Consider the following 17,778-nt stretch of genomic DNA (forward strand, 5'->3'; position numbering starts at 1 on the left):
GCCCGAACGAAGGGCCACACTGGCTCGCGCGTGCAGCGCATGGCGCGCACGCGGCAAATCAGGCAGCACCTGCATCAGGAGGACATCCGTGACGGAATCCGGCAAAGAGACGCCACACTCCCCCCTTACGCGTTCGCCGCTGCTGGAGATGCAGGATATCGGCATCAGCTTCGGCGGCGTACCCGCGTTGCGAAGTGCCAATCTGAGCGTCGCCGCCGGCGAAGTGCATGCGCTGATCGGCCAGAACGGCGCGGGCAAATCGACCATGATCAAGATCCTGACCGGCGCGTATCGACGCGGCTCGGGCAGCGTGCGCTTCGAAGGTCGCGAAGTCGATTTCCGCACGCCCAAGCAGGCGCGCGAAGCCGGCATCAGCACGATCTATCAGGAGATCAACCTGGTGCCGTTCCGCTCGGTGGCGGAAAACATTTTCCTTGGCCGTGAGCCGCGCCGCTTCGGCTTGATCGACTGGCGCGCGGTGCAGCAACGCGCCGCCGCGCTGCTCGAATCGTTCGGTTTGCAGATCGATGTGAAGAAACCCGTCGGCCGCTATTCGACCGCGATTCAGCAGATGGTCGCGCTCGCGCGCGCGGTGTCGTCGAACGCGAAGATGGTCATCATGGACGAGTCCACTTCATCGCTCGACGAACGCGAAGTGGAGCTGCTGTTCACCGTGGTGCGCAAGCTGCGCGACGACGGCCGCGCGGTGATCTTCGTATCGCACCGGCTCGACGAACTCTACGCGCTGTGCGACCGCGTCACGGTGATGCGCGACGGCGAGACGGTCGCGCAAAGCACGATGGCGGACATGGACAAACTGCAACTCGTCACGACGATGCTCGGCCGCACACTCGCCGCCGTCGTGCATGACGACGCCGAAGCACGCGAAGCAAACCTCGTGCGACGCGGCAAGCAGCTGATCGCGGCCACGAAACTGAGCGCGCACCCGAAGGTGAGCGACGTTTCACTCGAAGTGCACGCCGGAGAAGCCGTGGGTCTGGCGGGCCTGCTCGGCTCCGGCCGCACCGAAACCATGCGGCTGATGTTCGGCGCCGATCCGCTGGAGCAAGGTTCGCTCTCGATCGGCGGCGAGACAGTGGCGCTGAAGTCGCCGCAGGACGCAATCTCGCGCGGTCTCGCCTATCTCACCGAAGACCGCAAGGTCGAGGGCATCGTCCCCGAACTCTCAGTGCGCGACAACCTCACGCTCGTCTGTCTGCGCACGCTGACCAGGATTGGCGTGGTCGACGTGAAGAAACAGCAGGCGATTGTCGATCGCTTTATTGTGTCGCTCGGCATCAAGCTGCGTTCCGCCGATCAGCCGATCCGCGAACTGTCGGGCGGCAATCAGCAGAAAGTTCTGCTGGCGCGCTGGCTGGCCGCCGAGCCTTCCCTGCTGCTGCTCGACGAACCGACGCGCGGCATCGACGTCGGCGCCAAAGCGGATGTGGCGAAGATCGTGCGCGAGCTGCGCGACGCGGGCCTCGCCGTGCTGCTGTCCGCTTCCGAACTGGAGGAATTGACCGCCGTGGCCGACCGCGCGGTGGTGATCCGCGACGGCCGCACAGTCGCCGAACTGAATGGCGCCGACATGAGCGAGACCGCGATCATGGACGCCATCGCCTACGGCAGTGACGGCCATTCGCAACTCGCGGAAGCCGCGCAAACGGCAAACGCCGCACACATCGAAGACGCGTTGGAGGACGACCGTCATGGCGCTTAAGTTGCACACCGAATCGTTGCACACCGAGCCGCCGCTCGGCGAAACCGCCCAGCAGACGGCGGCCGCTTTGCCCGCCTCCCCGGCAACCACGGTGCGTAAATGGCGCCATCTCGCCATGCAGCGCGAAGTCATCGTGCTGCTCGCGATGGTGCTGTTCAACCTGATCTTCACGCCGCACTTCTGGTCGCTGCAAACCTTCAACGTCAACATGACGCAGGTGGTGACGATCGTGATCGTCGGCATCGGCATGACGCTGGTGGTGGCGACGGGCGGCATCGATCTGTCGGTGGGCGCGTCGATGGCGATCTCCGGTGCGCTCGCGCCGATGCTGTTTCTGAACATTCCCGGCCCCAGCGGCATCGCGCTCGCGTTCGTGCTGCCGGTACTCGCCGCCGCGCTGTGCGGCGTCTTCAACGGCTTGCTCGTCACGAGGTTATCCGTGCAGCCGATTGTCGCGACGTTGGTGCTGTTCATCGCCGGACGCGGCATCGCGCAAGTCGTCACCGACGGCAGCCTGCAGGCGTTCAACACGCCCGCCTTCCAGTGGATCGCGCTCGGCAAGGTCGCGGGCGTGCCCTTTCAGGTGCTGCTGATGCTGGCGCTGGTCGTCCTGTTCGCGTGGGTCGTGCGCAAGACGCTGTTCGGCCAGTATCTGCTGATCACCGGCGGCAATGAAAAAGCCGCTTATCTATGCGGCGTGCCGACGGCCACCGTGAAGCTGACCGCCTACACTCTCTGCGCGGCGCTCGCGGGGTTGGCGGGGCTGATCTCGATCTCCGTGAATTCGTCCTCGGATGCGAACGTGGTCGGACTCGGCGTCGAACTCGACGCGATTGCCGCGGTCGCCGTCGGCGGCACAGCGCTGACGGGCGGCAAGGCGTATATCGGCGGCACGCTGATCGGCGCGCTGATCATCCAGTTGCTGCGCTACACGCTGCTCGCGCACGGCATTCCCGACGCGGCGGCGCTGGTGGTGAAGGCCGGCATCATCGTCGCGGCGGTTTATGTACAGAGGCGCTCGCGCTAAGGCTCGCTAACCCACGCGCCTCAGAGGAAATTCCGGACCCCAAGCGATGAAAAAGAATCTTCCTATCCTGCTCGCACTGGCCGCGCTCGTCGTGTTCGGCCTCGTGCGCTACGAGCATTTCGGCTCGGCGTACAACATCACGTCGTTCTGGCGCTACAACTCGATGTTCGCGCTGATCTCGGTCGGCATGGCGTTCGTGATCATCACGGGCGGCATCGACCTGTCGGTGGGTACCGTGGCCGCGCTGGCAAGCGTCGTCGCCGCGCTGACCAGTGTCTATGGCGGCTGGGTTGCCGTGCTGGCGGGATGCGCAGCGGGACTCGCGGTCGGCGTGCTCAACGGACTAATCATCACGCGCCTGAAAATCCTGCCGTTTATCGTCACGCTCGCTACGAGCCTCGGCGCGCACGGCGTCGCGCTGCTGCTCGGCAAGAACGATGCCGTGTCGATTGCCGCCGAGTCGAACTTGGGCAACTTCGGCCAGGGCGATCTGTTCGGACTGCCGATTCCGGGCATCGTCGCCGTGGTGGCGGCGGTAGCCGGCTGGCTTGCGCTGCGCAGCACGCGCTTCGGCCGGCATTCGCTCGCGATCGGCGGCAGCGAGGAAGCCGCGCGGCTGATGGGCCTGAACGTCGACCGCACGCTGGTGATGGCATATGCGGTGAGCGGCCTGCTTGCCGGCATGGCGGGTGTCATCCTCGCCGCGCAGTTCGGCGCGGGACAACCCAACGAAGGTGTCGGCTGGGAGCTGTTCGCGATCTCGGCGGTGGTGCTCGGCGGCACGCTGCTAACGGGCGGCGAAGGTTCGATCGCGATGACGATTGCCGGCGTGTTGTTGCTCGGTCTGGTGTTCAACCTGCTGAACTTCGAGAACGGGCTAGGGTTTATCAGCTTGTCGGCGTACTGGCAGTCAGTGATTCGCGGCGTGTTCCTGCTGCTGGTGATCGTGTTGCAGGCTCGCATGCTGAAACAACGAGGGAAAAAGCGGGTCGCGGCTCCGGCGTGACTGGCTGAACCACGCGGCTTGACTGATCCATTTGACCTGGCGGGGTGACGGCTAAGAGCTCGCCGCTGATTTGCTTTCCTTTGCCGCGCCTCGGAGTAATCAAAACGGCAAACGCTCAAACCCCGGCTTCAACTGGGATTCCGGCGTGGCTGACGGCCATCGCGCCGCATTTGTGTACCAACACGGCGCCGTTGCAGTTGACCGATGAAAACGTCGTCACGGACACGCCGCGACGCTTTTTCTCTCCATCCGTCGCCCTTTTTGCCAGTTTTATCAGCAGGGTCAATGCTGCAGCGCATGGCGGGTTTCGGTATCATCCTGAAAATGTTGCCCGCGCGGCGCGCCTACCCGGCGCATCCCGGACAACCGATGGCAGCCGCCCTGCGCGGCATTCGCCCATCGCCGCACCCCTGCTGAAGCGCGTAGCCGCACCACGCCAACGTATTCCGCGGCGCCGATCGCAAAGACAGCCGGCGCCGACGCTTCCAGGTCCGGTAACCCGCATGACCACGCTCATCCGCCGCGCCGCAGCCCCCAGGCAGCGGGCGCGGTAAAATAGCGGATTGCGCGTGATTCCCGTATGGGTTAGCGCAGCATCGCCCTTGCCGTGCCGGCCGGCTTAAACGACTGGCCGCCCTTGTTTTCGCACTATCCAAGAAGCCATGAGCAACCTGAATTCACAAACCGTCCTGAGCGTCCATCACTGGACCGATACGCTTTTCAGCTTCACCTGCACGCGCGACCCGGGGTTCCGTTTCGAAAACGGCCAGTTCACGATGGTGGGCCTCGAAGTCGACGGCAAGCCGCTGATCCGCGCCTACAGCCTCGCGAGTGCGAACTACGAAGAGCACCTCGAATTCCTGAGCATCAAGGTGCAGGACGGCCCGCTCACGTCGCGTTTGCAGCATCTGAAGGTCGGCGACGAAGTGCTGATCGGCAAGAAGCCGGTCGGCACGCTGATGGCCGACAACCTGCTGCCGGGCAAGACGCTGTGGCTGTTGTCCACCGGCACGGGTCTCGCGCCGTTCATGTCCATCATTAAAGATCCGGACATTTACGAACGCTACGAACGCGTGGTGCTCACGCACACTTGCCGTTTCGTCGACGAGCTGGCGTACAAGGAATACATCACGGATCACTTGCCGGCGCACGAGCATCTGGGCGAGCTGGTTCAGGAAAAGCTGCTGTACTACCCGACTGTCACACGCGAGGCGTTCCAGAACCGTGGCCGTATCACCGAACTGATCGAAACGGAAAAGCTGTTCGCCGACCTCGGCGTACCGGGCTTCTCGCTCGAAAACGACCGCGTGATGCTCTGCGGCAGCCCGCACATGCTGCGCGACACGCGCAAGCTGCTCGACGACGCAGGTTTCCAGGAAGGCAGCAACAACTCGCCGGGTCACTACGTGGTCGAAAAGGCCTTCGTCGGCTGAGTCACGTTCCGATCTTCGCGGCCCGCCGCCGCGAAATCAGCAAAAGGAGCCTATGGGCTCCTTTTTTTTGCCCAGTTACAATTCGGCGTCGCCGGACTGACATTCGGCGTCGGTATTCTTCCTACAAAACAGGCGTTGCAATTCATCGACCATTGCGTGAAATGTGGGCGCTAACCCTTGGTGCGACTGCATTTTTTCTTTTAATGAGATATCATCGCGGCGCATCATCAGTCGAATTGTCCTGCCTGTCGTGGCCCGTCCGCCATGTTACTGAATGTAAATTTCGTTACGTCACACTGTAGCGATTCATCCGTTGCGTCCTAAGCGCGACGGCCTGCACCTGGAGGCTAGAGACCCACATGCGTTCTTTCGTCTTCGCGCCGTTCATGCGCATCCTCTTCGCTGTCCACAGCGTTTCCTGACAGGGAAAGTCATGGATACGTCGACTGTCGTCCGGTTCACCGCCACTCTTGCTTCGTCACCGGCATGTGACGGATTCGACGCCTGCGCCGCGGCCGAGCCGATTGCGCTGACCTCGCCGGCCGATCGGGAACTTGCGCGGCTGCGCGCCCGGGTGCGCGAACTCTCGGCCGAGCTGGTTCAGGCGCAGGAAGCCGCTTGCCGCCATGTGGCGCGCGAGTTGCATGATGGCGTGGGCGCCGAACTGACGGCGACACGTTTCGCGCTCGCCGGCGTCGAAACCTGGCTGCCCGCCGACGCGCCGCCGCAGTGCGCCGCCGCGCTTGCCGTGGCGAACCGGTCGCTTGATGCGGTGTGCGAGGCTAGCCGCCAGACTGTCGCGGAACTGCATGCGCCGTCGCTCGAAGCCGGCATTGTCGGCGCGCTGGCGCACTGGACCGGCGACTTCGCCGCACGCACGCAACTGCGCACGAGCTTTGTGTGCGCCGCCGACGTGCGCCTCACGCGTCTGCCGGCGGACGCCGCACTGGCCGTGTTCCGCGTCGCACAGGAAGCGCTGAACAATATCGCCAAGCACGCACGCGCCGAATCCGCCGATGTGCGGATCGAAACCAGCCGCCGTCACCTCACGCTGCTCATCAGCGACGACGGTGTCGGCGTCACGCGCAACACCCGCAGCCGTCCCGGCCATTTCGGCCTGAGCGGCATGCAGGCGCGCTGCGCGGCTTTCGACGGCACACTGCGCGTGAGCGCCCGGCGCGCCGGTTCTGAACGCGGCGAAAACAACGAGAACGGCAAGGCGTCGCGCGGCACCCTCGTGCGCGCGCGTTTTGCCTGGGACGCGATGCTGGAGCACGCGCCGCGCGCGGCCCGGCACGCGCAGCAATCGTGAGCACACCATCATGAGCCTGCGCATTCTGCTCGCCGACGACCACGCGGTGGTTCGCCAGGGCGTCCGCCAGTTGCTGCTCGATCGCGGGGTGGCGCGCGAGGTCACCGAAGCGCAAAGCGGCGCCGAAGCGCTCGACGCCGCTGCCCGGCACGCCTACGACGTGGTGCTGCTGGACATTTCACTGCCCGACATGAACGGCGTCGAAGTGCTCAAGCGCATGAAGCGCAAGGCGCCGCGCGCGGCCGTGCTGATGTTCTCGATGTACCGCGAGGACCAATACGCCGTGCGCGCCCTGAAGGCAGGCGCCGCCGGCTACCTGTCAAAAACCGTCGATGCCGCGCAGATGATCAGCGCGATCAAACAGGTCGCGGCGGGCCGCAAATACGTGAGCCCGGCGATGGCCGAGGCGCTCGCCGACTACGTTTCCTTCGACGGCGAACAGTTGCCGCACGAAAAGCTCTCCGACCGCGAATATCAGACGCTGTGCATGCTCGCGTCGGGCAAGCGGCTGACGGATATTGCCGTGGCGCTCTCGCTGTCGGTGAAAACGGTCAGCGTGTACCGCACCCGGCTGCTCGAGAAAATGAAGCTGCGCAATAACGCCGAGCTGACGTTCTATGTGATGAGCAACCGGCTCATTGATCTGAATCCGGCGATGGCGGGCTGACAGCCGCTAGACGCCAGCGCGGCGTTAGGTCGCTGGGTCGCTGAACGACTCGCCCTTGCCTGCACTCATTTGCAAGAGGACCGTTCTCGCCTGGTTGGCTGCGCATCGAGCGAAAGCCTTGGCGGGCCTTGCTTGGCCTGCCGCGGACGTGAGTGCCACCGAGTCACGTCGAACAGGGATTTTCGGCCTCTGCATCCCGCCGCTAAAAGCACGTCCCAACATGGTGCAAGGCGTGCATCCGTTAAAATCGCGGGTTTTCCGACATTCGGCGCGCAACACGCGTGCACTACTGGAGACCCCGCCAATGTCCCTGTTTCGCAAGAAGAGCGTCGAGCATATGATCGCCGCGAGTGCCCAGAACGCCGGTCTCAAGAAAGCGCTCGGTGCGCTCGATCTGACCTTTCTCGGCGTCGGCGCCATTATCGGCACCGGCATTTTCGTGCTGACTGGCACGGGCGCCGTGCAGGCCGGTCCAGCTCTGATGGTCTCGTTCCTGATCGCCGCGGTCGCCTGCGGCTTTGCCGCCTTGGCCTACGCCGAATTCGCGTCGACGATTCCGGTGGCCGGGTCGATCTACACCTATTCGTATGCGACGCTCGGCGAACTGGCCGCGTGGATCATCGGCTGGGACTTGATGCTCGAGTATGGGCTGGCCACCTCGGCGGTATCGGTGGGATGGTCGGGTTATTTGCAATCCTTGCTGTCGGGCTTCGGCGTGTCGTTGCCGGTGGCGCTGACGGCCGCGCCGGGCGCGTTGCCCGGTCATGACACGCTCTTTAACCTGCCCGCCTTCCTCGTGATGATGGCGATCACCGCGCTGTTGTCGGTCGGCGTGCGCGAGTCAACGCGGATCAACAACATCATGGTCGCGATCAAGGTGGTCGTGGTGTTGCTGGTGATTGGCGTGGGCGTGTTCCACGTGACGCCGGCCAATTGGCATCCGTTCATGCCGAACGGCTGGAACGGCGTGTTCGGCGCGGCGGCGGTGATGTTCTTCGCGTTCATCGGATTCGACTCGGTATCGTCCGCGGCGGAAGAGGTGAAAGATCCGAAGCGCGATCTGCCCATCGGGATCATTGCGTCGTTGGGCGTTTGCGCGGTGTTGTATGTGGCGGTGGCCGCCGTGGTGACCGGCATCGTGCCGTCGGCGCAGTTCGCGAACATTTCGCATCCGGTGTCGTATGCGTTGCAGGTGGCTGGTCAAAAGTGGGTCGCGGGGTTTATCGACCTTGGCGCCGTGCTGGGTATGCTCACGGTGATTCTCGTGATGGCTTACGGGCAGACGCGGGTGATTTTCGCGATGTCGCGGGATGGGCTTTTGCCGGCGAGGCTTTCGCGAGTGCATCCGCAGTTTGCGACGCCGTTTTTTACGACCTGGCTTGTTGGGATTTTCTTTGGGTTGATCGGCGCGCTCGTTCCGTTGAATGTGCTGGCTGAGCTGATCAATATCGGTACGTTGGCAGCGTTTTCGATGGTGTCGATTGCAGTGCTGGTTTTGCGGAAGACGCATCCGGATTTGCCGAGGGCGTTTCGGTGTCCCGGGGTGCCGGTTGTGCCGGTTTTGGCGGTGGCCGCGTGTCTGTTTTTGATGGTTAATCTTCAGGCTGTTACTTGGGGCGCGTTTGTTGTTTGGTTGCTGATTGGGATGGTTATTTATTTTGGCTATTCGCGGCGGCATTCAAAGCTGAGTAAGTGATTTTCTCCACTCCGCGCGGGATACGGTTTTCTTGTTCTCGGGTGCTGGCCTTTTCATTGCTCGTCTAAATGCGTTGCACGAGAATGAGAAGGCCAGTCGTCGTAACCGGGTGTGAACGCTGGAGCCACTCTCGCCCGTCTTCAAGGCGCGCGGGACTCAGCGGCCGAGTCGGGGCAATATCGGCGCAGATGTGGATAGGCGGCATCGATTAAAGCGTTTAAGCGTTTAATCGATGCATGGCTCATAATCGATTCAAACGGCATATCTTAAATACGCGCGCGCGTTGCCGGTCGCCAAAATTGCAGATTGATTCCATTTTTGAGAAGCCAGAGCCAGTAGTATCGCGACTTTCACCTGAAAATGAGGTTGGCAAACGGCGTGGAAGTACAGCCAGGTGACTGGCGTTATATCTCATGATGGAAACTCGTTAACGCCCGCGGCATACTCGGGGATCGGGCCGGGCAAAAATAATCCCTCTGCGCAAATGCAGGAAAGTATCGGTCCGATTCCTCGCGGCGCATGGACAATAGGTCAGCCGTTCACGCACCCGCATGCCGGACCTTACACACTGCGGCTATCCCCACAAACGGGTACGGTCACGTTCGGCCGCTCGGGTTTTCTGATTCACGGCGATAGCAGCGTTCATCCGGGACAGGCTTCAAATGGCTGCATCATCACCGGCATGAACAACCGTCAACACATATGGGCGAGCGGCGATCACACGCTGATCGTAACGCAATGAAAATACTTCCGTTCATTGCCGCGCTCGCATTGGCGGCCCCCGCCCTCTGCTTCGCGGGCTCGCCCCTCGGATGCAAGAGCTGGCCCACTAATATCGCCATCGTGTATCTGAAAAACGCGGGGATTGCCGATCCGACCAGGCTGGACGAATCGAAAACCCGTGCGGTTCGCGTTGCCTCGGAGAAGATCGGCAAAGGTCTTTGGCGTGATGTCTATGACATTACGTTTCACGAGCGCGGCGGACGGTCGATCGAAGTCATCACATCTAGCCAGGCCGGCTCGGTGGAGTGCTCGATGTCTGATCCGGTTGTGTGGGTTGTCTCGGAAAAACTTCCGAAATAGGCAAGTCCTAAACCACACCCCCAAAGTCCCCCGCGCAAAAAACCCCTCATAGCGCCCCAGCCCAATTTGTGCTTTACTTTTCTGCAGCCTTATAAAAACCCGAAGCACCCGCAATCGGACCCCGCGAAACAGGCAACAAAAGACAAAAGCAAAAGGTCCGGTCTCATCCCATAAGGAGACAACTTCATGGCGATCAGCATCAGTCTGACGGTGAACGGCGCGCCCATCAGCGCGTCAATCGATCCTGGCACCCTGCTAGTCCAGTTCCTTCGCGACCAACTGCGCCTGACAGGCACGCACGTCGGCTGCGACACAGCCCAATGCGGCGCATGCACAGTCCACCTCAACGGACGCGCGATCAAATCCTGCAACATCCTCGCCGTGCAAGCGGAAGGCGCGGAAATCACCACCATTGAAGGGCTCGCCAAAGACGGCGCCCTGCACCCCATGCAGGCGGCCTTCAAACACTGCCACGGACTGCAGTGCGGCTTCTGCACGCCCGGCATGGTGATGAGCGCGGTCTCGCTCGTCCAGCGTCAACCGAATCTCACCGGCGACGACGTGCGCGCCCAGCTCGACGGCAATCTGTGCCGCTGTACGGGTTATCACAACATCGTCAAAGCAGTGCTCGAAGGCGCCGAAGGCATGAACTCCGCCGGCTCGGCCAATGCGGCCGCGAATGCCGACTCACAGGCCAGCTCACAGGCCGACGCGCAAGCCACCGCACCGGCCACCGCCTGAGGAGCCGACGATGAACGCACCCGACACTCACCTGATTGGCGCTTCCGTCGAACGTAAGGAAGACTATCGTTTCCTCACCGGCAACGGCCAGTACACCGACGACATCGTCCTGCCCCAGCAAACCTATGCCGTATTCCTGCGCTCGCCTCACGCGCACGCGAAGATCAACAGCATCGACACCGCCGCGGCCAGACAATCGCCCGGCGTGGTCGCGATCTTCACCGGCGCGGACATGGCGGCTGACAACGTCGGCGGCCTGCCTTGCGGCTGGCTGATCCATAGCACCGACGGCAAGCCGATGAACGAGCCGCCGCATCCGATCATCGCGCACACGAAAGTACGGCACGTCGGCGATCAGGTCGCGCTCGTCATCGCCGATTCGATCAAGGCCGCGAAAGACGCCGCCGAATTGATCGAAGTCGACTACGACGTGCTGCCGGCCGTGGCGGACACCGCGCATGCGGCCGACGCCGGCCAGCCCGCCGTGCACGATGAAGTGCCCGACAACGTCTGCTACAACTGGGGCCACGGCGACAAAGCCGCCACCGACGCCGCCTTCGCCAAAGCCGCGCACATCACCACGCTCGACATCGTCAATAACCGCCTGATCCCGAACGCGATCGAACCGCGCGCGGTCAATGCGAACTATTCGGCGCAAGACGACAGCTACACGCTCTACGTCGCAAACCAGAATCCGCACGTGGAGCGGCTGTTGATGGCGGCGTTCGTGCTGTCGCTGCCGGAATCGAAACTGCGCGTGATCGCGCCGGACGTCGGCGGCGGCTTCGGATCGAAGATCTTCCTGTACGCCGAAGACGTGGCGCTGACGTGGGCGTCGAAGAAAATCCGCCGTCCAGTGAAATGGACGGCCGAGCGCTCGGAAGCGTTCGTCTCCGACGCGCACGGCCGCGATCACGTGACCAAGGCGGAACTGGCCATGGACGCCGACGGCAAGTTCCTCGGCATGCGCATCCACACGACCGCCAACATGGGCGCGTATCTGTCCACGTTCGCGTCGGCCGTGCCGACCATTCTGTACGCCACGCTGCTCGCCGGCCAGTACGCCACGCCCGCGATCTACGCGGAAGTGAAAGCCGTCTTCACCAACACCGTTCCCGTCGATGCCTATCGCGGCGCGGGCCGCCCCGAAGCGACCTACGTGGTGGAGCGGCTGGTGGAAACCGCCGCGCGCGAGATGAAGCTAGACCCGGCCGAGATTCGCCGCCGCAACTTCATCCGCGAGTTTCCGTACGCGACGCCGGTCGGCCTCACCTACGACACCGGCGACTACGAAACCATCCTCGCCCGTTCGCTCGAACTCGCGGACGTCAAAGGCTTCGCGGCGCGCAAACAGGAATCCGAAAAGAACGGCAAACTGCGCGGCCTCGGCTACTCCTGCTACATCGAGGCATGCGGTCTCGCGCCATCGAATATAGCGGGCGCGTTGGGCGCGCGGGCCGGCCTGTTCGAAGTCGGTCAGATTCGCGTGCATCCCACCGGCTCGGTCACCGTGTTCACGGGCTCGCATAGTCACGGCCAGGGACACGAGACGACCTTCGCGCAAGTGGTCGCCGACCGGCTCGGCATTGCGCTCGAAAGCGTCGAGGTCGTCCACGGCGACACCGGCCGCATTCCGTTCGGCATGGGCACGTACGGCTCGCGCTCGATCGCGGTCGGCGGCTCGGCGATCATGAAGGCGCTCGACAAGATCGAAACCAAGGCGAAGAAGATCGCCGCGCATCTGCTCGAAGCCGCGGCAGAAGACATCGAGTTCAAGGACGGCGTGTTCCGCGTCGCGGGCACGGACCGCACCAAGGCATTTGCAGACATTTCGCTCGCCGCCTACGTGCCGCACAACTATCCGCTCGACGTGCTGGAACCCGGCCTCGAAGAAAGCGCGTTCTACGATCCGACCAACTTCACCTATCCATCCGGCGCATACATCTGCGAGATCGAAGTCGATCCGGAAACGGGCGTGTGCCGGATCCAGAAGTTCACCGCGGTCGATGATTTCGGCAACGTGATCAATCCGATGATCGTCGAGGGACAGGTGCATGGCGGGCTCGCTCAGGGCATCGGCCAGGCGATGCTGGAGCGCTGCGTGTACGACAACGAGAGCGGCCAGTTGCTGTCGGGCTCGTACATGGACTACGCCATGCCGCATGCGTCCGATCTGCCGGACTTCACCGTCGAAACCGCGAAGGGCACACCGTGCACGCACAATCCGCTCGGCGTGAAAGGCTGCGGCGAAGCGGGCGCGATCGGCTCGCCGCCGGCGGTGATCAACGCGATCCTCGACGCGCTCGCGCCGCTCGGCGTGACCGACCTCCAAATGCCGGCGACGCCGCATCGCGTGTGGTCCGCGATTCACGCGGCCAAGCAACCCCATTGAGATCCTGAGCGGAGCATTCGACATGTATTCATTCGAGTATCAACGCGCGACGGATCCCAAAGCGGCCGCCGCCATTCTCACCGCCGACAGCGATGCCAAGTTTCTGGCCGGCGGCCAGAGCCTCTTGCCCACCATGCGGCTGCGTCTGGCGCAGCCGTCGCAACTCATCGACGTGACGCGCATTCCCGCGCTCAAGGCGATCACCGTCGATGCGAAAACGGTGACCATCGGCGCCGCCGTATGTCATGCGGACGTGGCGGATCACGCGGAACTTCGGCGTGTCTTGCCGGGCCTCGCGGATCTTGCCGCGCACATCGGCGATCGACAGGTGCGCGCGCTCGGCACGATAGGCGGCTCGCTCGCCAACAACGACCCGGCCGCGTGTTATCCGGCGGCGGCGGTGGGGTTGGATGCGACCATCGTCACGGATCGGCGGCGCATCGCGTCGAGCGACTTCTTCGTCGGCATGTACGAAACGGCGTTGGCGCCTGACGAGCTAATCGTCGCCGTGGAGTTTCCCGTGCCCGAGCGCGCGGCATACGAAAAATTCCGGAACCCCGCTTCGCACTTTGCGCTGGTCGGCGTGTTCGTCGCGAAGTTCGCGAGCGGTGTGCGCGTGGCGGTGACGGGCGCAGCGGCGTCGGTGTTTCGTGTGCCGGAGCTGGAAAGCGCGTTGTCGGCGAACTTCACGCCCGAAGCAGCACGCGGGGTGACGGTGCCGGCGGCCGATCTGAACACCGACATGCACGCGAGCGCCGACTATCGCGCGCATCTGATTCCGGTGCTGGCCGCGCGTGCGGTGGCGAAGGCGAACGCTTAGCGTTTCCTCGCTGTTCGCGGCTGGTGTGATCTGCGCTCACGCAGGTCACACCAGCTGCATTCGCTCACGTGCGTGAATGCGGCCTGGCTTCGTTGCTATCGCTTCATTGCGCAGATCCAGGAACACCATGCAGCCTGCTTCGATCGACGACACCCTCGCACAACTCGCCGCTCAAAGTTATTTCGCCAGCCGCGAGCTGGCGACCGCGCTGTATCTCGCGCTGCGCATGGAGCGGCCATTGTTCGTCGAAGGCGAGCCGGGCGTCGGCAAGACGGAGCTCGCCAAGGCCGCGGCGGGCATGCTCGGCACCTCGATGTTGCGCCTGCAATGTTATGAAGGTCTCGATACGGCAAGCGCGCTCTACGAGTGGGACTATCCGCGGCAAATCATGGCGCTGCGTCTTGCCGAAGCCGCAGGCGAACGGCCCGACAACGACACCTTGTATCGCGGCGAATTTCTGCTGAAGCGGCCGTTGCTGCAAGCGCTGATGCCCGATGAAAATCATCCCGGCGCGCGGCGCGTGTTGCTGATCGACGAGATCGACCGCGCCGACGAGCCGTTCGAAGCCTTTCTACTCGAACTGCTTTCGGACTTCCAGGTATCGATTCCCGAATACGGCACGGTCCGCGCGGAGCAACCCCCGCTCGTCGTGATGACCTCGAACCGGACGCGCGAAGTGCATGACGCGTTGAAGCGCCGCTGCCTGTATCAATGGATCGGCTATCCGGACCGGGATCGCGAGTTGGAGATCGTCGCTGCTCGCGCGCCGCAAACGTCGGCGGAATTGCAGCGGCGTGCGGTCGATTTCGTGCATCGGCTGCGCGGCATGGATCTGTTCAAAGCGCCGGGCATCGCCGAAACGATCGATTGGTGCCGCGCGTTGGAGGCGTTGTCGGTGACCGAGCTCGATCCGCAATCCGTGCACAACACGCTCGGCGTTCTGCTCAAGTATCAGGACGATCTGGCACGCGTCGATGCCGCGCAAATCGCGCAGTGCCTTGCGGCGCCTGGATAGCCGGCATGACGAACTCACCCGACGACACGCCCACGCTCGCCCGCAACGTCGTCCACTTCGTGCGCGTGCTGCGCGGCGCCGGTTTGCCGATGTCGCCCGCGCAAGCCGTCGATGCGCTCGCCGCGCTGCACTGGATCGACCTCGGCCGCCGCGACGACGTGCGCGCCGCCCTCGCCGCGTCGCTAGTCTCCGCGCCCGACGAACGCGATCTGTTCAACGCCGCCTTCGATCTCTTCTGGCGCGATCCCGATTGGGAAGGCAAGCTGCGCGCGCTGCTTCTGCCAAAAGTCCGCGACGGCCTGCCGCCACCCAAACGCAACAACCGTCTCGCCGACGCGCTGGCCGTCCGCGCGCCGCCGTCGCCGCATAGCAAAGTGCAGCAGGAAACCGAGCGACACGAACTGCATGCGCACATCACATTCAGCGCAGAAGAGCGGCTGCGTCATCGCGATTTCGACACCCTTTCCGCTGATGAATGGCGCACTTTGCGTCATCTGATTCGCGGCCAGCGTCTGCCGCTCGCCGCCGAGCCGACGCGTCGTCTGAAAGCGGCGTCGCATGGTACGCATGCGGACTTGCGCGCGAGTGCCCGGCACGCGGTCCGCGCGGGCGGCGACTGGACGGTGTGGAAATATCGCGCGGTGGTCGAACGCAAACCGCCGCTCGTGTTGCTGCTCGACATCTCCGGTTCGATGAGCAGCTATTCGCGCGCGGTGCTGTATTTCTGCCACGCGTTGCTGCAATCGCGCGAACGCTTGCAAGTGTTTCTGTTCGGCACGCGGCTCACCAACGCGACACGCGCGCTGCGCGAACGCGATCCCGACGTGGCGATCGCGACGCTCACCGAGCAGGTGGTCGACTGGTCGGGCGGCACGCGGATCGGCGCGGCGCTTGCCGAGTTCAACCGCCGCTGGGCCCGGCGCGTGCTCACCGGCCGTGCTACGGTGCTGCTCGTCACCGACGGCCTCGATCACGAAGCGATCGACGTGCTCGACACCGAGATGGCCCGCCTGCACCGCTTCGCACACGGCATCATATGGCTCAATCCGCTGCTGCGTTTTAGCGGCTTTTCTCCGAAAGCGCGCGGCGTGCAGGCGATCCTGCCGTATGTCGACGCGCATCGTCCGGTTCATAATCTAGACAGCCTGACGGCGTTGGGCCGCGACCTGGCGCAACTCACACGCGCGCCGCGTCGCGGTGCCGGCGTTACAGGAACCGCAGGAGCGACATCATGGAATTGACCGAAACCCATACGCTGCCCGTTTCGCAGCAGCGCACATGGGACGCGCTGAACGACACCGAAGTCCTGCGCGCCTGCATTCCGGGTTGCGAAAGTATCGACCCGGACGGCGAAAACGCCTATGTGGTGGCGCTGAGCGCCGCAGTCGGACCGGTCAAGGCGCGCTTCAAGGGGCGCATGCAACTCACCGACATCGAGGCGCCGAACTCGTACAGCATCGTGTTCGAAGGCCAGGGTGGCGCCGCGGGCTTTGCCAAGGGCAACGCGCACGTCTCGCTCGAAGCCGACGGCGAGGCCGCCACCAAGCTCAGTTATACGGCGAGCGCGCAGGTCGGCGGCAAGCTCGCGCAGATCGGCTCGCGGCTCGTCGACGGCGCGGCGCGTAAAATTGCAGGCGAGTTCTTCAAACGCTTCGGCGCCCGCGTCAGCGGCGGCAGTGAGGGCGCTGCGCCCCCGCACGCCGGGGAAAATGCAGCAGATGAGGCGGTGCCGCACAATACAGCATCGAATGAGGCCGCGGACGGCGAGTCCGGCGGCGACGCAACGAAAAGGAAGAAATCATGGACAGCGTGGATCTCGAAGTCCTGAAGTCCAGCGCTCGCTGGCTCGAAGAAGGACATCGCGCGCTACTGGTGACGGTGGTGAAGACGTGGGGCTCGTCGCCGCGTCCCGAGGGCGCGATGCTTGCGGTGCGCGATGACGGACTCGTGGTGGGCTCGGTTTCGGGCGGTTGCATCGAAGACGATCTGATCGACCGCGTGCGGCAGCGCGGTATCGAGCAGACACGGCCGGAAGCGGTCAAGTACGGCATCACGGCGGAAGAAGCGCACCGCTTCGGCCTGCCGTGCGGCGGCACGATCCAGCTGGTGCTCGAACCGCTGACACCGGAAAGTGGCATTGCCGAACTGTGCCACGCGGTGGAGAACGGACGCCTCGTGGCCCGCGAAGTGAATATGACGACGGGCGCCACGCACCTCGAAGACGCGCAGGCAACCGACGGCGTGCATTTCGATGGCGAGCGTCTGTTGACGATTCACGGCCCGCGCTACCGCATGCTGGTGATCGGCGCGGGTCAACTGTCGCGCTATCTGTGCAATATCGCGGTGGGGCTCGATTACCAGGTCACCGTCTGCGATCCGCGTGAGGAGTACACCGAGGAGTGGAACATCCCCGGCACGAAGATCGTGCGCACCATGCCCGACGACACGGTGATCGAGATGAAACTCGACGAACGCTGCGCCGTGATCGCGCTCACGCACGACCCGAAGCTCGACGATCTCGCGCTGATGGAAGCGTTGAAAACGCCGGCGTTTTATGTCGGCGCGTTGGGTTCGCGAAGGAATAATCAGGCGCGGCGCGAACGTCTCAAGGAGTTCGATCTGAACGATACGGAGTTGGCCCGCTTGCACGGACCGGTTGGGATTTATATCGGCAGCCGCACGCCGCCCGAAATCGCGGTGTCGATTCTCGCCGAAGTGACGGCGGCCAAGAACGGCGTTTCGCTGCCGACCTTGCTTCAGGTCGAAGGCGCCAAGGCAGCGCGCGAAATCGCGGCTTCCGGCGGGGCGGCTTGTAGCGTTTGAAGATTTGTTCGATCGCAACGCGCGGCATCCGCTTGACATC

17 protein-coding genes are annotated in these 17,778 nt (G+C 63.7%); 16 read left to right on the forward strand and 1 reads right to left on the reverse strand.

Features of this window, described 5'->3' with window-relative positions; all coding sequences use genetic code 11:
* The first annotated feature begins 148 nt into the window (after positions 1–148).
* Genes B0G82_RS05230 through B0G82_RS05240 form a run of 3 tightly spaced genes read left to right on the forward strand, consistent with a single transcriptional unit; the run spans position 149 to position 3,756 of the window.
* A complete protein-coding gene (locus B0G82_RS05230; RefSeq protein WP_241974656.1) occupies positions 149–1,723 on the forward strand; it encodes a sugar ABC transporter ATP-binding protein in 1,575 nt (524 codons plus the stop codon).
* Positions 1,713–2,750 (forward strand): ABC transporter permease, encoded by a 1,038-nt coding sequence (locus B0G82_RS05235; RefSeq protein ID WP_199730061.1) that lies wholly within the window; start codon positions 1,713–1,715, stop codon positions 2,748–2,750. The genes B0G82_RS05230 and B0G82_RS05235 overlap by 11 nt, the downstream gene beginning before the upstream one ends.
* 46 nt (positions 2,751–2,796) lie before the next feature.
* Complete coding sequence (locus tag B0G82_RS05240; protein ID WP_121306847.1) at positions 2,797–3,756, forward strand: ABC transporter permease; 960 nt, start codon at positions 2,797–2,799, stop codon at positions 3,754–3,756.
* A gap of 115 nt (positions 3,757–3,871) precedes the next feature.
* On the opposite strand, the gene B0G82_RS39670 is transcribed toward B0G82_RS05240, so the two are convergent.
* Positions 3,872–4,042 (reverse strand): hypothetical protein, encoded by a 171-nt coding sequence (locus tag B0G82_RS39670; RefSeq protein ID WP_158608130.1) that lies wholly within the window; start codon positions 4,040–4,042, stop codon positions 3,872–3,874.
* Between the two features lie 376 nt (positions 4,043–4,418).
* Here B0G82_RS39670 and B0G82_RS05250 point away from each other — a divergent pair, with 376 nt between their 5' ends.
* The 13 genes from B0G82_RS05250 to B0G82_RS05310 all read left to right on the forward strand — a co-directional run bounded on the left by B0G82_RS05250 (position 4,419) and on the right by B0G82_RS05310 (position 17,738).
* Positions 4,419–5,189 carry a ferredoxin--NADP reductase gene (locus B0G82_RS05250; protein WP_106283905.1) on the forward strand — a complete coding sequence of 257 codons (771 nt, stop codon included), beginning with the start codon at positions 4,419–4,421 and terminating at the stop codon, positions 5,187–5,189.
* Positions 5,190–5,622: 433 nt separating this feature from the next.
* Positions 5,623–6,501: an ATP-binding protein gene (locus B0G82_RS05255; protein WP_121306848.1), complete on the forward strand. Its 879-nt coding sequence runs from the start codon at positions 5,623–5,625 to the stop codon at positions 6,499–6,501.
* 10 nt (positions 6,502–6,511) lie between these two features.
* Positions 6,512–7,168, forward strand: a complete 657-nt coding sequence (gene rqpR, locus B0G82_RS05260) for a response regulator transcription factor RqpR (protein WP_012431442.1) — start codon at positions 6,512–6,514, stop codon at positions 7,166–7,168.
* A 304-nt stretch (positions 7,169–7,472) separates the two neighbouring features.
* The gene (locus B0G82_RS05265; RefSeq protein WP_121306849.1) at positions 7,473–8,864 is read left to right on the forward strand and encodes an amino acid permease; all 1,392 of its coding nucleotides are present in this window, start codon (positions 7,473–7,475) and stop codon (positions 8,862–8,864) included.
* A gap of 394 nt (positions 8,865–9,258) precedes the next feature.
* Complete coding sequence (locus B0G82_RS05270; protein ID WP_121306850.1) at positions 9,259–9,606, forward strand: tlde1 domain-containing protein; 348 nt, start codon at positions 9,259–9,261, stop codon at positions 9,604–9,606.
* Positions 9,603–9,947 carry a hypothetical protein gene (locus B0G82_RS05275; protein WP_121306851.1) on the forward strand — a complete coding sequence of 115 codons (345 nt, stop codon included), beginning with the start codon at positions 9,603–9,605 and terminating at the stop codon, positions 9,945–9,947. Before B0G82_RS05270 ends, B0G82_RS05275 begins: the two co-directional genes overlap by 4 nt.
* A 186-nt stretch (positions 9,948–10,133) precedes the next feature.
* Entirely contained in the window at positions 10,134–10,688 is a 555-nt protein-coding gene (locus tag B0G82_RS05280; RefSeq protein WP_116143296.1) for a (2Fe-2S)-binding protein, read from the forward strand.
* 10 nt (positions 10,689–10,698) lie between these two features.
* Positions 10,699–13,080 (forward strand): xanthine dehydrogenase family protein molybdopterin-binding subunit, encoded by a 2,382-nt coding sequence (locus B0G82_RS05285; protein WP_121306852.1) that lies wholly within the window; start codon positions 10,699–10,701, stop codon positions 13,078–13,080.
* A 22-nt stretch (positions 13,081–13,102) separates the two neighbouring features.
* Positions 13,103–13,900 (forward strand): xanthine dehydrogenase family protein subunit M, encoded by a 798-nt coding sequence (locus B0G82_RS05290; protein ID WP_121306853.1) that lies wholly within the window; start codon positions 13,103–13,105, stop codon positions 13,898–13,900.
* Positions 13,901–14,027: 127 nt separating this feature from the next.
* Positions 14,028–14,915 carry a MoxR family ATPase gene (locus B0G82_RS05295; RefSeq protein ID WP_116118692.1) on the forward strand — a complete coding sequence of 296 codons (888 nt, stop codon included), beginning with the start codon at positions 14,028–14,030 and terminating at the stop codon, positions 14,913–14,915.
* Between the two features lie 5 nt (positions 14,916–14,920).
* Positions 14,921–16,156, forward strand: a complete 1,236-nt coding sequence (locus B0G82_RS05300; RefSeq protein ID WP_121306854.1) for a VWA domain-containing protein — start codon at positions 14,921–14,923, stop codon at positions 16,154–16,156.
* Positions 16,147–16,743: a carbon monoxide dehydrogenase subunit G gene (locus tag B0G82_RS05305; protein ID WP_121306855.1), complete on the forward strand. Its 597-nt coding sequence runs from the start codon at positions 16,147–16,149 to the stop codon at positions 16,741–16,743. Before B0G82_RS05300 ends, B0G82_RS05305 begins: the two co-directional genes overlap by 10 nt.
* Positions 16,716–17,738, forward strand: coding sequence for an XdhC family protein (locus tag B0G82_RS05310; protein ID WP_121306856.1), 1,023 nt, complete (start codon positions 16,716–16,718; stop codon positions 17,736–17,738). The genes B0G82_RS05305 and B0G82_RS05310 overlap by 28 nt, the downstream gene beginning before the upstream one ends.
* The last annotated feature ends 40 nt before the right edge of the window (positions 17,739–17,778 follow it).

Source organism: Paraburkholderia sp. BL17N1 (assembly GCF_003634175.1).
Classification (GTDB): Bacteria; Pseudomonadota; Gammaproteobacteria; order Burkholderiales; family Burkholderiaceae; genus Paraburkholderia.

Bases quoted from the DNA above. Each gene is read 5' to 3' on its own strand.
- B0G82_RS05280 (WP_116143296.1), top strand. From the start codon at position 10,134: ATGGCGATCAGCATCAGTCTGACGGTGAACGGCGCGCCCATCAGCGCG.
- B0G82_RS05240 (WP_121306847.1), top strand. From the start codon at position 2,797: ATGAAAAAGAATCTTCCTATCCTGCTCGCACTGGCCGCGCTCGTCGTG.
- B0G82_RS05295 (WP_116118692.1), top strand. From the start codon at position 14,028: ATGCAGCCTGCTTCGATCGACGACACCCTCGCACAACTCGCCGCTCAA.
- rqpR (WP_012431442.1), top strand. From the start codon at position 6,512: ATGAGCCTGCGCATTCTGCTCGCCGACGACCACGCGGTGGTTCGCCAG.
- B0G82_RS05310 (WP_121306856.1), top strand. From the start codon at position 16,716: ATGGACAGCGTGGATCTCGAAGTCCTGAAGTCCAGCGCTCGCTGGCTC.
- B0G82_RS05255 (WP_121306848.1), top strand. From the start codon at position 5,623: ATGGATACGTCGACTGTCGTCCGGTTCACCGCCACTCTTGCTTCGTCA.
- B0G82_RS05235 (WP_199730061.1), top strand. From the start codon at position 1,713: ATGGCGCTTAAGTTGCACACCGAATCGTTGCACACCGAGCCGCCGCTC.
- B0G82_RS05300 (WP_121306854.1), top strand. From the start codon at position 14,921: ATGACGAACTCACCCGACGACACGCCCACGCTCGCCCGCAACGTCGTC.
- B0G82_RS05285 (WP_121306852.1), top strand. From the start codon at position 10,699: ATGAACGCACCCGACACTCACCTGATTGGCGCTTCCGTCGAACGTAAG.
- B0G82_RS05230 (WP_241974656.1), top strand. From the start codon at position 149: ATGCAGGATATCGGCATCAGCTTCGGCGGCGTACCCGCGTTGCGAAGT.
- B0G82_RS05250 (WP_106283905.1), top strand. From the start codon at position 4,419: ATGAGCAACCTGAATTCACAAACCGTCCTGAGCGTCCATCACTGGACC.
- B0G82_RS05305 (WP_121306855.1), top strand. From the start codon at position 16,147: ATGGAATTGACCGAAACCCATACGCTGCCCGTTTCGCAGCAGCGCACA.
- B0G82_RS05290 (WP_121306853.1), top strand. From the start codon at position 13,103: ATGTATTCATTCGAGTATCAACGCGCGACGGATCCCAAAGCGGCCGCC.
- B0G82_RS05275 (WP_121306851.1), top strand. From the start codon at position 9,603: ATGAAAATACTTCCGTTCATTGCCGCGCTCGCATTGGCGGCCCCCGCC.
- B0G82_RS05265 (WP_121306849.1), top strand. From the start codon at position 7,473: ATGTCCCTGTTTCGCAAGAAGAGCGTCGAGCATATGATCGCCGCGAGT.